General features: G+C 69.6%; 15 protein-coding genes. 5 read left to right on the forward strand and 10 right to left on the reverse strand.

All coding sequences use genetic code 11. The annotated features are described in order from the left end of the window. Window positions 1-76 precede the first annotated feature (76 nt). Both AB5I40_RS19975 and AB5I40_RS19980 read left to right on the forward strand, forming a co-directional pair. Window positions 77-991 carry an ATP-binding cassette domain-containing protein gene (locus tag AB5I40_RS19975; protein WP_370940053.1) on the forward strand — a complete coding sequence of 305 codons (915 nt, stop codon included), beginning with the start codon at window positions 77-79 and terminating at the stop codon, window positions 989-991. Beyond that, the gene (locus AB5I40_RS19980) at window positions 988-1,746 is read left to right on the forward strand and encodes an ABC transporter permease (RefSeq protein WP_370940054.1); all 759 of its coding nucleotides are present in this window, start codon (window positions 988-990) and stop codon (window positions 1,744-1,746) included. The genes AB5I40_RS19975 and AB5I40_RS19980 overlap by 4 nt, the downstream gene beginning before the upstream one ends. 1 nt (window position 1,747) lies before the next feature. Here AB5I40_RS19980 and AB5I40_RS19985 read toward each other — a convergent pair whose 3' ends face one another. After that, window positions 1,748-2,299: a TetR/AcrR family transcriptional regulator gene (locus tag AB5I40_RS19985; RefSeq protein WP_370940055.1), complete on the reverse strand. Its 552-nt coding sequence runs from the start codon at window positions 2,297-2,299 to the stop codon at window positions 1,748-1,750. A gap of 52 nt (window positions 2,300-2,351) precedes the next feature. Between AB5I40_RS19985 and AB5I40_RS19990 the strand changes: the two genes are divergently transcribed. Then, complete coding sequence (locus AB5I40_RS19990; protein ID WP_370940056.1) at window positions 2,352-3,491, forward strand: FAD-dependent monooxygenase; 1,140 nt, start codon at window positions 2,352-2,354, stop codon at window positions 3,489-3,491. On the opposite strand, the gene AB5I40_RS19995 is transcribed toward AB5I40_RS19990, so the two are convergent. Both AB5I40_RS19995 and AB5I40_RS20000 read right to left on the reverse strand, forming a co-directional pair. Next, a complete protein-coding gene (locus AB5I40_RS19995; RefSeq protein WP_354748339.1) occupies window positions 3,463-4,110 on the reverse strand; it encodes a response regulator transcription factor in 648 nt (215 codons plus the stop codon). The genes AB5I40_RS19990 and AB5I40_RS19995 overlap by 29 nt on opposite strands. Then, complete coding sequence (locus AB5I40_RS20000; protein ID WP_370940057.1) at window positions 4,107-5,651, reverse strand: sensor histidine kinase; 1,545 nt, start codon at window positions 5,649-5,651, stop codon at window positions 4,107-4,109. Before AB5I40_RS20000 ends, AB5I40_RS19995 begins: the two co-directional genes overlap by 4 nt. 81 nt (window positions 5,652-5,732) lie before the next feature. Between AB5I40_RS20000 and AB5I40_RS20005 the strand changes: the two genes are divergently transcribed. Further along, complete coding sequence (locus AB5I40_RS20005) at window positions 5,733-5,942, forward strand: hypothetical protein (RefSeq protein WP_370940058.1); 210 nt, start codon at window positions 5,733-5,735, stop codon at window positions 5,940-5,942. Continuing rightward, window positions 5,939-6,667: a hypothetical protein gene (locus tag AB5I40_RS20010; RefSeq protein WP_370940059.1), complete on the forward strand. Its 729-nt coding sequence runs from the start codon at window positions 5,939-5,941 to the stop codon at window positions 6,665-6,667. Before AB5I40_RS20005 ends, AB5I40_RS20010 begins: the two co-directional genes overlap by 4 nt. Here AB5I40_RS20010 and AB5I40_RS20015 read toward each other — a convergent pair. The 7 genes from AB5I40_RS20015 to hutU all read right to left on the reverse strand — a co-directional run bounded on the left by AB5I40_RS20015 (window position 6,664) and on the right by hutU (window position 14,967). Next, entirely contained in the window at window positions 6,664-6,885 is a 222-nt protein-coding gene (locus AB5I40_RS20015; protein ID WP_370940060.1) for a hypothetical protein, read from the reverse strand. The genes AB5I40_RS20010 and AB5I40_RS20015 overlap by 4 nt on opposite strands. 11 nt (window positions 6,886-6,896) lie before the next feature. After that, window positions 6,897-8,027, reverse strand: coding sequence for an anion permease (locus AB5I40_RS20020; RefSeq protein WP_370940061.1), 1,131 nt, complete (start codon window positions 8,025-8,027; stop codon window positions 6,897-6,899). A gap of 239 nt (window positions 8,028-8,266) precedes the next feature. Next, window positions 8,267-9,499, reverse strand: coding sequence for an FAD-dependent oxidoreductase (locus tag AB5I40_RS20025; protein ID WP_370940062.1), 1,233 nt, complete (start codon window positions 9,497-9,499; stop codon window positions 8,267-8,269). 179 nt (window positions 9,500-9,678) lie between these two features. Beyond that, on the reverse strand, window positions 9,679-10,824 hold the full coding sequence (gene hutI, locus AB5I40_RS20030; RefSeq protein ID WP_370940063.1) for an imidazolonepropionase: 1,146 nt from the start codon (window positions 10,822-10,824) through the stop codon (window positions 9,679-9,681). Beyond that, entirely contained in the window at window positions 10,812-12,116 is a 1,305-nt protein-coding gene (locus AB5I40_RS20035) for a formimidoylglutamate deiminase (protein ID WP_370940064.1), read from the reverse strand. The genes hutI and AB5I40_RS20035 overlap by 13 nt, the downstream gene beginning before the upstream one ends. After that, a complete protein-coding gene (locus tag AB5I40_RS20040; RefSeq protein WP_370940065.1) occupies window positions 12,113-13,309 on the reverse strand; it encodes an allantoate amidohydrolase in 1,197 nt (398 codons plus the stop codon). The genes AB5I40_RS20035 and AB5I40_RS20040 overlap by 4 nt, the downstream gene beginning before the upstream one ends. Then, window positions 13,306-14,967 carry a urocanate hydratase gene (gene hutU / locus AB5I40_RS20045; RefSeq protein WP_370940066.1) on the reverse strand — a complete coding sequence of 554 codons (1,662 nt, stop codon included), beginning with the start codon at window positions 14,965-14,967 and terminating at the stop codon, window positions 13,306-13,308. The genes AB5I40_RS20040 and hutU overlap by 4 nt, the downstream gene beginning before the upstream one ends.

The following is a 14,967-nucleotide window of genomic DNA, read 5'->3' on the forward strand; positions in this document are numbered from 1 at the left end:
CCCTGCCGAAAGTCGGGGTCGGTCCAGGACGGTCGGCCGATGTCCGAGTACCCCGCGCGGGCGCAGACTTCGCCCTATGATCACGTTTCGCGGATTGACGAAGCGCTACGGCCAGAAAACGGTGGTCAACGGCCTCACCTCGGTCATCGAGACGGGCACGGTGACCGGGTTCCTCGGCCCGAACGGCGCGGGCAAGTCCACCACTATGCGGATGACCGTCGGCCTCGACCGGCCGGAGTCCGGCGACGCGCTGATCCGCGGGAAACCGTATGCAGAACTGCGGTTTCCGCTGCGCGAGGTCGGCGCACTGCTGGATGCGAAGGCCATGCATCCTGGACGCAGTGCGGGCAAACATCTGCTCGCGATGGCGCGCAGCAACGGAATCCCCGCAAGCCGCGTAGAAGAAGTGCTCGCGACGGTCGGGCTGAGCGACGTCGCGGGCAAGCGCGCCGGGACATTCTCGCTCGGCATGAGCCAGCGGCTCGGCATCGCCGGCGCACTGCTCGGCGACCCGGGAGTGCTGATGTTCGACGAGCCGGTCAACGGCCTCGACCCGGACGGGGTCCGCTGGGTGCGGCAGCTGATGCGTTCGCTCGCTTCCGAAGGCCGCACGGTCTTCGTGTCCAGCCATCTGATGAGCGAGATGCAGCTGACCGCGGATCGGCTGCTGGTCATCGGCAAGGGTTCGATCCTCGCCGACGCGGCGATCGGCGACTTCATCGCGGGCAACTCGAGCCGATCGGTCGCGGTGCACGTGCCGGATCCGGCCGAGCGCGCGAAACTCGCGGACTGGCTCCGGGGGAACGGCCGGACGGTGGCGCCCGGGGAGGACAGCGAACTGCTCATCGACGACGCGAGCGTGGCCGAGATCGGGGATCTGGCTTACGAACTGGGCGTCCGGCTGCACGGGCTCGCCGAGCGGACCGCTTCGCTCGAGCAGGCGTATATGGAACTGACTGCCGGATCGGTGGAATACGGGGTTACGGCATGACGAAGCTGGCGATTTCGGCGGAGTGGACGAAGTTCTGGTCGGTGCGAGCGACGTGGTTGTCGCTGATCGGCGGCGTGCTGCTGATGGCGTTCTTCTCAGTCGTCTCGGGGATTTCCCAGCACGCCGGGGACGAGCGGCAGCAGACCGCGCACGGCATTGTCAACTCCGGGGCGATCTACCTGGTCGAGTTCTGCGTGCTCGCGGTCGCGACGTTGTTCGTGACCAGCGAGTACACCAGTGGGTCGATTCGCTCGACGCTGCAATGGGTTCCGGTGCGGGCTCGGGTCACCGCGGCCAAGGCGGCGGTGCTGGTGCCGGTGCTTTTCGTTTACGGCGTAGTCGTTGCCGTTCTTGGCATGGGGGTCGCCTCGGTGCTGATGCGTGGAGCTGGGGGTTCCACGTCGCTGTCGCAGGGGGCGATCACCGCGCTGGGCATGGGAGCGTATTTCGCGCTGCTCGGCGTGCTGTGCCTGGGGATTTCGTTCGTGCTGCGCAGCGCGGCGGGCACGCTGGTGGTGGTGATCGTGCTGCTGCTGCCATTGCCGATGCTGATGTCGTCGTACGTGCTTCCCGGCGCGATGGACTACTTCCCGGCCTTCGCGGGGATCAACGCGATGGTGCCGCCCGGCGACGTGAACCCGATGTTCGGCAGCTTGCCGCCGTACGGGCCTTGGGTCGGTGTGCTGGTCTGCCTCGTCTGGGCGGTCGCCGGAATCGGTGCCGGGACGGCGTTGCTGAACCGTCGCGACGCTTGATTCAGGCCTGCGGCAATCCCAATCCGGCGAGTACGGCACGGGCTCCCTGGACCAGATCGGCTTCGGCCGGCGGGTTGACGGAGCCCGTGCCCGCCAGCGCGTCGAAAATCGATCCATCGAGCCACCCGATGAGCACGCGGGTGTGGTCCTCCGGCGTCGGGGAACCAGCCGCGGCAAGCACTTCCGCACATCGGCGGCGCAATTCCAGCCCGCCAGCGTCGTATCGAGCGCGCAACTCCGGCCGTCGAACCGATTCCAGCGCGAACTCGTAGCGCGCGAGCATTCTGGTGCGGCCCACGGTGATCGACCTGTACACCATCGCGCCCAGGAACTCCGCGAGTTCCCCCTCTGGCGGCGCGACTTCAGCCTGGTCCAGCGCGACCATCCGGTCCGCGGCCAGTTCCAGCAGCGCGACGCGGGTGCGCGCGTAGTACGACGTCGAGCCAGCGGGCAGCCCGGCCGCCCGGTCGACAGCGCGGTGAGTCAGCCCGCGCATGCCCTCGGCCGCGATCACCTCGACGGCTGCGTCGCCGATCACAGCTATCCGTTCCACTCCCAGGACACTACAGGTGTAGAGTCCTCTACAGACGTAGAGGAGGTCGGACATGGCTTCGCGACGCGCGGTCGTGGTCGGGGGCGGCATCGGCGGACTGGCTGCGGCGATCGGATTGCGCCGCGTCGGGTGGGAGGTCACGGTGCTCGAACGGGCACCAGAACTCACCGCCATCGGCGCGGGAATCTCGTTGTGGCCCAACGCGCAGCGGGCGTTGTCCGAGTTGGGCGTCAAGCCCCGGATCTCGGCTCAGCGCGGCGGCGGGCTGGTCGACTGGCGCGGGCGTCGGCTGGCGCGATGGGACGCCGACCTCTTCGTGCGCAGCCACGGGTTGCCGCTCGGCGCGATCCACCGGGCTAACCTGATCGAAACGCTGCGGTCAGCGTTGCCAGACTCGTGCTTGAAGACCGGGATCGAAGTTACGAGTGTCGAGCAAAACGGCGTGGTGCACCATGCTTCCGGCTCGATCGACGCCGACCTGGTCGTGGCCGCCGACGGAATCAACAGCCCGACCCGGCAGGCGCTTTTCCCGGCCGCGCGCGTGGAGTACAGCGGTGGCGCGGCGTTCCGCGGTATCGCCAAGCTGCCGCTGAAGCCCACGCTGAGCACGACGTGGGCGGCCGGGATCGAAATCGGCGTCCTGCCGTTGCTGGACGACGAGGTGTACTGGTGGGTCTCGGAAGCCCGCCCGGCCGGGATCCGCCACGAAGACATCCGCGCTTACCTGCGCGAGAAGTACGGTCGCTGGCACGAACCGATCCCGCAGCTCATTGACGCCACTCCGGAAATCCTGCTCCACGACACGCATCACCTGGCGACACCGCTGCCCAGTTACGTCCGCGGCCGCATCGCACTCCTCGGCGACGCGGCGCACGCGATGCCGCCGTTCCTCGGGCAAGGCGGCTGCCAGGCGCTGGAGGACGCGGTGGTGCTGGCTTCCCACGCGCAGGAGTCCACAGTGGACGAAGCACTCCGCCGTTACGACGCTGAACGTCGCCCGCGCACGCAGAAGGTCGCGAAGGCGTCAATCCAGGCCGGTGCCAGCGGACCGCTCCTCCGCAACCCGGCGGCGGTCGCGCTTCGGGCGACATTCACCCGGCTGCTGCCAGCCTCGGTAACCACCCGGATCGGTGCCAGCATCAGCCGCTGGCAACCGCCGAGGCTTACACCAGCCCCGCTTCAAAAGCCGTGATCGCGGCCTGCACCCGATTGCGCACGTCCAACCGGGTGAGGATCGTGCTCACGTGCGCCTTCACCGTGCCCTCCACCACGAACATCCGCGCCGCGATGTCCGCATTGGACAGTCCCTCGGCCAGCAGCACCAGCACTTCCCGTTCCCGGTTCGTCAGCACGTTCACCCGCTCGCGCGCGGTCGCGGCCCGGCTGAACCGGCTGCCGGACAACCGCGTGATCACCCGGTGCGCGACCTTCGGCGACAGGAAAGCCGCGCCGTCGGCCACCGCGTGCACTCCGGCCAGCAGTTCGCGCGGATCGCCCGCCTTGAGCAGGAATCCGCTCGCGCCGAGGCCGAGCGCGCGTTCGATGTACTCGTCCTCGCCGAACGTCGTCAGCATGAGAACGCCGGTGTCCGGCAGCAGTTTGCGGATTTCCTCGGCCGCGGCGAGCCCGTCGAGGCCGGGCATGCGGATGTCGAGCAGCGCGACGTCCGGCCGGTTCGCGCGCGCCAGTTCGATCGCCGCCCGTCCGTCCGCGGCCTCGGCCACGACCTCGATTTCCTTGTCCGAGGCCAGAATCGCGGCCACGCCGGCGCGGATCATCGCTTCGTCGTCGGCCAGCAGTACGCGGATCACGGTTCGTCCTCACTGTAAAGGTCTTTGCTCGCCACCAGACCGTCCACAAAGCACAGCCGGTATACGGCGTGGTTGAAGTTGAGCCAGCTCCGGCCGGCTCCGTAGTACTCGCAGGTGCTTCGATAAGGCTGCGGCGGCACATTGATCGCCGGAAGCGTCGTGCGCTGGCGCGAGGGCAGCATCGGCTCGACCGCCGAATGCGGCATGCCGAGCTGGATCCGCTCGTACGAGTCCGGCGGCAGCTCCGACGACGACCACTGGGCCAGGAACGCCACCCCGGCGCCGCCGATGACCACGCCGAACAGCCCCAGCGGCACCACGATCGCCTGCACCAGGCTCGACCGGACGGCGCGGCGGGCGCGTTCCAGCTCGCGCGCGGCCTGCCCGATTCCGTCGTCCTGCTCCGGCGCGGGCGCGGCGTCGTGCGGCAGCCGCGCCGCCACCTCGAATCCGCCGTCCGCCGGACCCGCGGTCAGGCTCCCGCCGACCAGCCGCACCCGCTCGTGCAGGCCGATCAACCCCCGCTTCCCGGACCGGACGGGCAACGGCCCGGCGGGCGGCGGCGCGTTTCGGACCCGGACGTCGGTCGCCTCGTTCGTGCTGGTCACGTCGATCGAAACGGCTGCGCCAGGCGCGTACTTCGCCGCGTTCGTGAGCGCTTCCTGCACGACGCGGTAGACCGCCCGCGCGACCATCGGCGGCGCGTTGTCGAGACTGCCGAGCCGCGCGCCGATCTCGATCCCCGACGCCCGCGCGCGGTCGATCAGTTCCCCCAGATCGCCCTGCACCGGCTCGACCGGCGCGGCGTCCTCGCGCAGCACCCCGATGATCTCGCGCAGCCGTTCCGTCGCCGTCGCCGCGCCCGCCCGGAGCTGTCCGGCGGCTTCGCGTTGCTTGTCGCCGAGTTCGCTGTCGACCTCCAGCGCCGCCGCGCGCACCGCGATCAGGCTCAGCTCGTGGCCGAGCGAATCGTGCATGTCGCTGGCGATCCTGGCTCGTTCCCGCAACCGCGCTTCCTGCGCGACGAGCCGGTGCCTGCTCTCCATCTCCTCAGCGCGCCGCCACCCGTCCTGCGCGAGTTCGCGCCGCAGCCGCACGTGCCGCCCGAGCAGACACGGCGCGACCCCGGCGAACGCAAGCGTGCCGAGCACCGCGCCCCACGCGTCGAAGCTCGACGTGGGCAGGAGAGCGAGCGGGATCCCGGCCACCGCGATGGCGAAAAAGCTGATCATCGCCACGCGCGCCCTGGCCAGCCGCAGGCCGGCCAGGTAGGAGATCACGACGATCAGGAAGAACTCCCACACCGCGACCCGGCCGCCCCAGCCGAACGCGATGACGATCGCCGTCGCCATCGCCACCACCAGCGCCACCGCCGGGTACACCCGGGCAGTCGCCATCGCCACGGTGACCGACGTCAGGCCGTAGGCGAGCTCCCAGGCGTTCGGGCTGTTCGGCGCGTCGAGCAGGACGAACCCGCACAGCGCGGCCCAGAGCAGCACGTCGAACGCCACGCGCCAGCGGAACCGCGTCGCCTCCTTCATTCCGCTGACGCTACAAGGGCCGCCCGATTCGTCACCACTGCCGAAAGTCAAGGTCGGGATCGTGAGGCATGATGGGTCACCATGGCTGAACGCACCCTGGCCGAGCAGCTCGGCGCTCCGCCGCCGGACGGCATCGAAACCCTGCCTGAGCAGCACAAACAGGATCTGGCAGCGGCGCTGCGCGACGCCCGGCACCGGCAGGCGCAGGCGCTCGCCCGCGCGGGTGAGGAAAGCCTGAAGTACGTGCCGGCGTTGCTGCGCGGCGCGGTGCGGAAAGCGGTCGGCCTGTGAACCCCGAAATCCTCAAGCTCGCCCGAGTGCTCGACGTCGACCCCGCCCGGCTCGACTACCTCGCCGACGTCGACCAGGGCGAGGTGCGGCTGCTGCGCGAGCAGATGACGACCACGCTGTTCGACGCGAACCTCGTCGTGCTGGAGCGGATGGCGCTGGCGAGCAAACTGCTCCCGGCGGCGGTGACCGCGAAGATCGCGGAGAAGGTGTTCGGCCCGCTGTTGTGCGCGCGGATCGCCGGTCTGGTCGACGTGTCACGCGGCGTCGACGTCGCGAAGCGGCTGTCGCCGAAGTTCCTCGCCTCAGTCGCGGCGGAACTGGACCCGCGGCGCGCGACGTCGATCATCACGCGGATCCCGGTGCAGACGGTCGTGGCAGTCGCCGAGGAACTGACCCGCCGCGAGGACTGGATCACGCTGGGCCGATTCGTCGGCCACCTGCCGGACGACACAGTCCGCCGCTGCGTCGGTCTGCTGGACGACGCAGGTCTCCTGCAGACCGCGTACGTGCTGGACGACCGGAGCCGGATCGACCACGTCCTCGCCCTGCTCGGCAACGACCGGCTCCCCGGATTGGTCCGGACCGCAGCAGCGGACGAGACGCTGTGGGCACCGGCGCTGGACGTCCTGGCCCACCTAAACGAAACTCGCCGGGCAACGGTACGACCGCTGCTCGACGAGCTTCCGGAAGAACTACGAACCCGCGCCGAGGCGGCGCTCGCCTAGGCCACGATCAGATAGATCCCATACCCGATCACCGCGGCACAAACCGCGAAACACACCACCGCACCGGTCAGCTGAACTGTGCCGCTGCCGCCGTGCGCTCGGGCCGTCACGCGTTCGGACAGTCCGCGCACGCCGTACGCGAACAGCCCGGTGAGCACGACCACCGCGGCCAAAGCCACCACGAAAACGATGCCGAGGGCACCCCAGTTGATCGCCATCTCGTGCTCCCTCAGGCCGCGACCGGGGCAGCCTCGGCGGCCTCCGGCTCGTTGTTGACAGTGGCCGGCGTGACCGGGTTGCGCCGCGACGCGAGCCAGATGCCCAGCGCGAGCAGCACTCCGACGCCGCCGACGAGGACGGTGCCCCAGCTGCCGCGCGTGGAAACCGCGGCGGCGATGGCCCCGACGATCGCGGCGGCGGGCAGCGTGAGCGCCCAGGCGATCACCATTTTGCCCGCGACGCCCCAGCGGACCTCGGCGAGTTTCCGGCCGAGCCCGGAACCGATGATGCCGCCGGAAGTGACGTGCGTGGTCGACAGCGCGAAGCCGAGGTGCGACGAGGCCAGGATGACCGCCGCGGAACTCGTCTCCGCGGCGAACCCTTGCGGCGTCTGGATTTCGGTGAGCTTCTTGCCCATGGTCTGGATGATCCGCCAGCCGCCGAAGTAGGTGCCGAGCGCGATCGCCGCGCCAGAGGCGAGGATGACCCACACCGGCGGGTTCGACCCGGGCGCGAGCGAACCGCCCGCGATCAGCGCGAGCGTGATGACGCCCATCGTCTTCTGCGCGTCGTTGGTGCCGTGCGCGAGCGAAACCAGGCTGGCCGAAAGCACCTGGCCGGTCTTGAAGCCCTTGCCGACGACGTCTTGCCGGGACTTAGCGGTGATCCGGTAGACGAGGAACGTGCCGACGATCGCGACGACACCCGCCACCACCGGCGACGCGATCGCCGGGATCAGCACCTTTTCGACGACCTTCGCGAAGTGCACGGCGTCCGCGCCGGACGCGATCCAGGTCGCCCCGATCAATCCGCCGAAGAGCGCGTGCGACGAACTCGAGGGCAGGCCGACCAGCCACGTCACGAGATTCCAGACGATGGCCCCGACTAATCCGGCGAAAATCACCACCGGCGTGACCTTGGTGTCGTCGACGATCCCGCCGGAAATGGTTTTCGCGACCTCAATCGAAAGAAAGGCGCCGACGAGATTCAATACCGCCGAGATCGCGACCGCGACCCGGGGCTTCAGCGCGCCGGTCGCGATGGAAGTGGCCATGGCGTTGGCCGTGTCGTGGAACCCGTTGGTGAAGTCGAAGGCCAGTGCCGCGACGATCACCACCAGGACGATGAGAGAAAAGTCCATGCCCGCTCTCCAGTTCGGAGTGTCCTGCGGGAATGACGGTACCGACGCGGACGGTGTCTCCAGATCCCTCAGCGAGTGGCCAGTAGTTGAACTCTAAATGAACGAGATCTTGCGGCCGTCGCTGGTTTTCCGCTGTTCACCTGCTGGTCCTTTTTCATCGTTGCCCCGATGGTTCGCGACCGCGCGCAGGGCTGAGCGCGAGGGCAGGAACTCTGCCCCCGCGCCCTTCTCACGGCTCTTTACGAAACGGTCTTTAAGGATATTTCCGGCAACGGGTTCTGTCCCAGATGCTGTGCCCCATTGGCCGCGGACTCGCGCACCGCGGCGAATCCGTACCGGCGCATTTCCGTCTCGTATTCCCCGATCGCGTCGGGATGGCCGCTGCTCAACGCGGCGGCGAGGGCGGCGCCGTCACGCATCGCGGTGTTCGCCCCGGCCCCGGCGGCCGGGCTCATCGCGTGGATCGCGTCGCCGACCAGGCTGACCCGCGACGGCTCCCACGGCCCGATCGGCACGCTGGTCCGGATCGAGACGAGGAATATCGTTTCCGGGACCCAGCTTTCGACGATCCGGCGCACCTTCGGATGCCAGCCGGAGACCCGGTCGAGCACGAGCTTGTGCATCTCGTCCCCGGACAGCGCGCGGAGTTCGTCGTCGGTCAGCCCGAAGATCTCTTGGCGGGCACCGAAAGCGCAGGTCATGTACGAGTTGTCGGGGCTGAGCCGCACACCGGGCGCGAGCCGCGCGCACGCGTCGGGGATCGGCTCCGGATAGTCGACCGGCGCGACTCCGATCATCGCCTTGCCCGGCCCGGAAATAATGTTGAACACCGAGAACATGGCCGGGTCGAAGAGCTCCCGGTTCGCCTCGGTGAGCGGGATCTTCCCATACAGCTGGCGCAATCCGGTGTCGACGACTTGTGCGTGCGGAAGATATTGGCGGCGTACCGGCGAATTCACGCCGTCCGCGCCGACGAGAACCGCGCCGCGCGCCTGCGTCCCGTCGGCGAAGTGCGCGATCACGCCGTTCTCGTGCGTTTCGTACCGGACGAACTCTTTGCCGAAGTGGACGTTGCCGAGCCCCTCGAACAGAATCTCCCGGAGGGTGAACCGGTTGACGTTGCGCTGGACGTCGCCGTCGTCCAGCACGAACTCGGTGACCGGCTTCAGCTGGCTGTCGTAAATCGAGGTGACGTTGCGCGGCTGACCCGACGTGGCCCGGAACAGCTCGTGCAGGTGCGGCGGGAGCACATCGCGCAACGCCTGGTCGCCGCGGGAATCGATGTGCAGCCGATAGCCCTGGCGGCGCGCGTCCAGCGCGGAGTCTCGTTCGTAGACCTCGCACGGGATACCGGCTTTGCGCAGCCCCTGCGCGAGACACAGCCCGCCGAGTCCGGCTCCGATCACGAGCACCGTGTTGTCTGCGGCACCATTGCCAGCGCCGGTGCCGTCGGTGGCAGCGTTATTCGCCATCAGCGAAGTCCCTTCCGTACCAAATTCTGGTTCGAGAGGGACGCACTGGGCTGGCCCGCGCGGGGCACTTGGAAACAGAGCGAATGGTTCGTCCAGCCTAACCCATACCGGACAATGGTCTTTCGCGCGTCCTGTTCCCTTTCACGTTAGCGCAGCCGCGGACGCCGTCGCCACCCTGATTAACGCAGCCTTGCCCCTTTCCGCCACACCGAGTGGGTCAACGGGACCCCGGGCCGATAAGCGAGATGCGTGGTGGACGGAGCGTCGAGTACGTGCACATCCGCCCGCGCACCCGGCCGCAGATACCCGACGTCCTCGCGGCGAAGCGCCCGCGCACCACCGGCGGTCGCCGACCACACGGCCTCGTCGACGGTCATCCGCATCTGCAGCACCGCTGTCGTCACGCAGAACGCCATCGACGTGGTGTACGAACTGCCCGGATTCGCGTTGCTGGCCAACGCGACCGTCGCGCCAGCGTCGAGCAGCCGCCGCGCCGGAGCGAGCGACTGCCGCGTGGACAAATCGCACGCGGGCAACACCGTCGCGACAGTGTTGGACGACGCGAGCGCCTCGACGTCGGCATCGCTCAGGTACGTGCAGTGGTCGACGCTCGCCGCGTCCAGCTCCACTGCCAGCCGCACGCCCGGACCCTCACCGAGCTGATTGCCGTGCACGCGCAGCCCGAGCCCACGTTCCGCCGCCGCCTTGAGCACCCGCGCCGACTGCGCCTCGTCGAACGCACCGGTCTCGCAGAACACGTCGGCCCACCGCACGTGCGGCGCGACCGCGTCCAGCATCTCGCCGCACACCAAGTCCACATAGGACTCCGCGTCGGCTCCCGGCGGCACGAGGTGGGCCCCGAGGAAGGTCACCTCGTCCGCGACCTCGCCGGCGATCCGCGCCGACCGAGTCTCGTCCGCGACATTGAGGCCGTACCCGGTCTTCGTCTCCAGGCAGGTGGTGCCCTGCGCAGCCGCTTCCTCGACATGTCGACGGAGATTCGCCGCCAGCTGCTCGTCCGAAGCCGCCCGCGTCGCATCGACGGTGACCGCGATTCCGCCTGCCGCGTAAGCCTGTCCGGCCATCCGCGCCTCGAACTCGGCGGTGCGATCGCCCGCGAACACGAGGTGGGTGTGGCTGTCCACCCACCCGGGCAGCACAGCACGGCCCTCGACGTCCACGCGCTCGTCGGCGTCCGGAGCCTGCGCGGCCGGGCCCGCCCACGCGACGCTCTCGCCGTCGAGCACCAGCGCGGCGTCGCGGAGCTTGCCCAGCTCCGGGTCGTTCGTGGTGAGCTCGCCGATTCCGGTGATCAGAACTGCCACAGCGCCTCGATCTCCTTGGCCAGTAAGGTTTCCGGTCGTTCGATCAGCACGTGCGCGCCGTCGCGCACCACTTCCCGCCCGGCCACCACCACGGTACGGACATCCGCGGCCGCAGCGGCGAACAGCACGCCGGACGGTTCGATCCCGGCCGTACGCACGGTGTCCATCGCGACGGTGACCAGGTCGGCTCCAGCGCCAGCCGCGAGAGTGCCGGTCTCCGGCCAACCCGCGGAGATGTGCTCGGTCCCAGCGGCAAGCAGTTCTTCCGCGGTGAACCGGCCGCGTTCCTCGCTGGCGAGCCGGTCGTCCAACTCCAGCGCCCGGGTCTCCTCGAATGCGTCGACCACCGCGTTGCTGTCGCTCCCGATGCCGAGCCGCGCGCCCGCGTCGAGCAGACTCCGCGCTGGCCCGATGCCGTCGCCGAGGTCCCGTTCGGTGGTCGGGCAGAAGCACGCGCCGCTCCGCGATTCGCCCAGCCACTTGATGTCCTGCTCGGTCAGGTGCGTCGCGTGGACTGCGGTGAGCCGCTCGCCGAGCACGCCGTAATCCCAGAGCAACCCGGTCGGCGTCCAGCGGTACGCGGCCTCGCACTGCTCGTTCTCCGCGCGCTGTTCGGACAGGTGGATGTGCAACGGCCGGTCCTTCGGCACCGCACTGTCCACCTGCGGCAGCTCGTACTCCGGCACCGCGCGCACGGAGTGGATCGCCCCGCCGACGCGGAACAGGTCGTCTTCCTTCAGCAGCGCAACGCGTTCCGCCCAGTTCTCGGCGGAACCGTCCGAAAACCGCTGCTGCACCTCGTCCGGCGGCACGCCGATGCCGCCCGCGAGATAACAGGTGTCGAGCAGGGTCATCCGGATCCCGGCGTCCCGCGCGGCCTGTCGCAGCGCGTCGCCCATGGCGTTGGGCGACGCGTACGGTTTGCCGCCCGGACCGTGGTGCAGATAGTGGAACTCGGCGACGCTCGTGTACCCCGCCAGCACCATCTCCGCGTAGACGCCGCGAGCGAGCCGGTAGTACGAATCCGGATCGAGCCGGGCGGCGAGCGAGTACATCCGCTCCCGCCACGTCCAGAACGTGCCCCGCTCGTGGTGCGTCCGGCCTCGCAGCGCGCGGTGGAACGCGTGCGAGTGCCCGTTGGCGAACCCGGGCAGGGTCAGTCCATTGAGGACAGTTCCGGACTTCTCCGCGTTGGCGGTCACCGAAACGATCCGGCCGTCGGCGATCTCGATCCGGACCGCGTCCGCGACGCCCTCGGGCAGCCAGGCCCGTTCGCACCAGTATGTGGTCATCTCGCGAGCCGCTCCAGCACCTCGGCGAGCGCCCTCGCACCGGCCTCGACGTCGTCTGCCTCGGCGAATTCCTCTGGCGCGTGGCTGATCCCGGTCGGATTGCGGACGTACAGCATTCCGGACGGCACGAATCCCGCCAGAATCGCCGCGTCGTGCCCGGCACCGGTGGGCAGCTCGGGCGGAGCGCCCAGCCACTCCCCCAGCGACCGCCGCAGCGACTCGTCGAACACCACGTCGTCGGAGTACGACTCGCGCGTGACCGCGAGCTGACACCCCTCCGCTTCAGCAGCGTCCTGCGCCGCCCGGGTGATCTCCTCGACCAGCTCCGGCGTCGAGGTACCCGGCACCCGCGCGTCCAGCCACAGGTCCACAGTGGACGCAATCACGTTCGTCCCGCCCGGCGTGGGCACGAGCCGCCCCACCGTCGCCCGAGCGTCCGACAACTTCTGCGCCAGCCGCCGCACCGCCACCACGGTCTCAGCAGCGGGCAACATCGGATCGACGCGGTCCGCGAGCAACGTCGCACCCGCGTGGTTTCCCTGGCCAGTGAACGAGAATCGCCAGCGGCCGTGTGCGATCACCGTGTTGCCGACCGCCACCGGCGATCCGAGGTCGATCAGCCCCCTGCCCTGTTCGACGTGCAGTTCCAGGAACTGCCCGATCAGCCCGAGCCGGTCCGGATCCGCGCCGACCCGGTCGACGTCCAGCCCGGCCTTCGCCGCAGCCTCGGCGAACGTGACGCCGGACGGATCCCGCAACACCCGGGCCCGGTCCGCGTCGATCGTCCCGGTGAGCAGCCGCGAGCCGAGACACGGCACGCCGAAGCGCCCGCCCTCCTCCTCGGCGAACACGACCACCGCGCACGGCTTGTTCGGACGGAACCCCTTGGTCTGCAACGCTTCCACTGCCGCCAGCGCACTCACGACGCCGAGCGGCCCGTCAAACGCGCCGCCGCCCGGAACCGAGTCCAGGTGGCTGCCGGTGACGACCGCGTTCGCGCCGGGAGCGCCCCACCACGCCCACAGGTTGCCGTTGCGATCGGTCTCGACGTCAAGGCCCAGCTGCTGCGCCCGTTCGACGAACCACGTGCGCAGGTCGTGCTCCGGCGCGTCGAACGCGTGCCGCGAGTAACCGCCGCGCCGGGCGTCGCGCCCGACGTCGGCGATCTCGCCGAGCAACCCGGATGCGGTCACGCCTGCTCCCGCATCGGCACCCGCACGCCGCGCTCGTCGGCGACCTCGGCCGCACGGTCGTACCCGGCGTCGACGTGCCGGATGACGCCCATGCCCGGGTCGTTCGTGAGCACCCGCTCCAGCTTCTGCGCCGCCAGCGGCGTGCCGTCCGCGACGGACACCTGCCCGGCGTGGATGGACCGGCCCATGCCGACCCCGCCGCCGTGGTGGATGGACACCCAGCTCGCGCCGGACGAGGTGTTGACGAGCGCGTTGAGCAGCGGCCAGTCGGCGATCGCGTCGGAACCGTCGGCCATGCCCTCGGTCTCGCGGTACGGCGAGGCGACGCTGCCCGAGTCGAGGTGGTCGCGGCCGATCACGACCGGGGCCTTCAGCTCGCCGCTGGCCACCATCTCGTTGAAGCGCAGGCCGGCCAGGTGCCGTTCGCCGTAGCCGAGCCAGCAGATCCGGGCGGGCAGGCCTTGGAACGCGACCCGCTCACCGGCCATCTTGATCCAGCGCGCCAGCGACTCGTTCTCCGGGAACAGCTCGAGCATCGCGCGGTCGGTCGCGGCGATGTCCTCTGGGTCACCGGACAGCGCGGCCCAGCGGAACGGTCCGTTGCCCTCGCAGAACAGCGGCCGGATGTAGGCGGGCACGAAGCCGGGGAAGTCGAACGCGCGCTCGCAGCCGCCGAGTTTCGCTTCGCCGCGCAGGGAGTTGCCGTAGTCGAATACCTCGGCGCCGCGGTCGAGGAACCCGAGCATCGCGTCGACGTGGTCGGCCATCGACTCGCGCGCCCGGTCGGTGAACTCGTCCGGCTTCTTCGCCGCGTAGTCCTGCCAGTCGTCCACGCTGATGCCCTTGGGCAGGTAGGACAGCGGGTCGTGCGCAGAGGTCTGGTCGGTGACGATGTCCACCTCGACGTCGCGGCGCAACAGCTCCGGCAGTAGCTCGGCGGCGTTGCCGACGACGCCGACGGACAGCGGACGCCGTTCCTTCTTCGCCGCGGTGACGCGCCGGATCGCGTCGTCCAGGTCGTCGGCCACCTCGTCGAGGTACCGGTGCTCGACGCGGCGGTGTGCGCGCTGGGCGTCGACCTCGATGCACAACGCCACACCGTCGTTCATCGTGACCGCCAGCGGCTGCGCGCCGCCCATGCCGCCGAGCCCGGCGGTGACGGTGAGCGTGCCGCGCAGGGTTCCGCCGAAGCGCTTCTTCGCCACCGCGGCGAACGTTTCGTAGGTTCCCTGCAGAATGCCTTGCGTACCAATGTAAATCCACGAACCGGCGGTCATCTGCCCGTACATGGTGAGGCCCTGCTGCTCGAGCCGGCGGAACTCCGGCCAGGTCGCCCAGTCGCCCACCAGGTTCGAGTTCGCGATCAGCACCCGCGGCGCCCACTCGTGGGTGCGGAACACGCCGACCGGCTTGCCGGACTGGACCAGCAGCGTCTCGTCCTGCTCCAGCGCGGTCAGCTCGCGGGTGATCGCGTCGAAGCTCGCCCAGTTGCGCGCGGCGCGGCCGGTGCCGCCGTAGACGACCAGATCGTCGGGCCGCTCGGCGACCTCGGGGTCGAGGTTGTTGTGGAACATCCGCAGCGCGGCCTCGGTCTGCCAGTTCTTCGCGGTGAGCGAGGTGCCCCGGGCGGCGCGGACGGTACGGGCGGTGCTTGTCAT

It is taken from the genome of Amycolatopsis sp. cg13, from assembly GCF_041346965.1.
GTDB lineage: Bacteria > Actinomycetota > Actinomycetes > Mycobacteriales > Pseudonocardiaceae > Amycolatopsis.

What these genes read in the sequence shown, in the direction of transcription:
- AB5I40_RS19975 (WP_370940053.1), top strand. Translation starts at nt 77, where the DNA reads ATGATCACGTTTCGCGGATTGACGAAGCGCTACGGCCAGAAAACGGTG.
- AB5I40_RS19980 (WP_370940054.1), top strand. Translation starts at nt 988, where the DNA reads ATGACGAAGCTGGCGATTTCGGCGGAGTGGACGAAGTTCTGGTCGGTG.
- AB5I40_RS19990 (WP_370940056.1), top strand. Translation starts at nt 2,352, where the DNA reads ATGGCTTCGCGACGCGCGGTCGTGGTCGGGGGCGGCATCGGCGGACTG.
- AB5I40_RS20000 (WP_370940057.1), bottom strand. Translation starts at nt 5,651, where the DNA reads ATGAAGGAGGCGACGCGGTTCCGCTGGCGCGTGGCGTTCGACGTGCTG.
- AB5I40_RS20005 (WP_370940058.1), top strand. Translation starts at nt 5,733, where the DNA reads ATGGCTGAACGCACCCTGGCCGAGCAGCTCGGCGCTCCGCCGCCGGAC.
- AB5I40_RS20015 (WP_370940060.1), bottom strand. Translation starts at nt 6,885, where the DNA reads ATGGCGATCAACTGGGGTGCCCTCGGCATCGTTTTCGTGGTGGCTTTG.
- AB5I40_RS20020 (WP_370940061.1), bottom strand. Translation starts at nt 8,027, where the DNA reads ATGGACTTTTCTCTCATCGTCCTGGTGGTGATCGTCGCGGCACTGGCC.
- AB5I40_RS20025 (WP_370940062.1), bottom strand. Translation starts at nt 9,499, where the DNA reads ATGGCGAATAACGCTGCCACCGACGGCACCGGCGCTGGCAATGGTGCC.
- AB5I40_RS20035 (WP_370940064.1), bottom strand. Translation starts at nt 12,116, where the DNA reads ATGACCACATACTGGTGCGAACGGGCCTGGCTGCCCGAGGGCGTCGCG.
- hutU (WP_370940066.1), bottom strand. Translation starts at nt 14,967, where the DNA reads ATGACAAGCACCGCCCGTACCGTCCGCGCCGCCCGGGGCACCTCGCTC.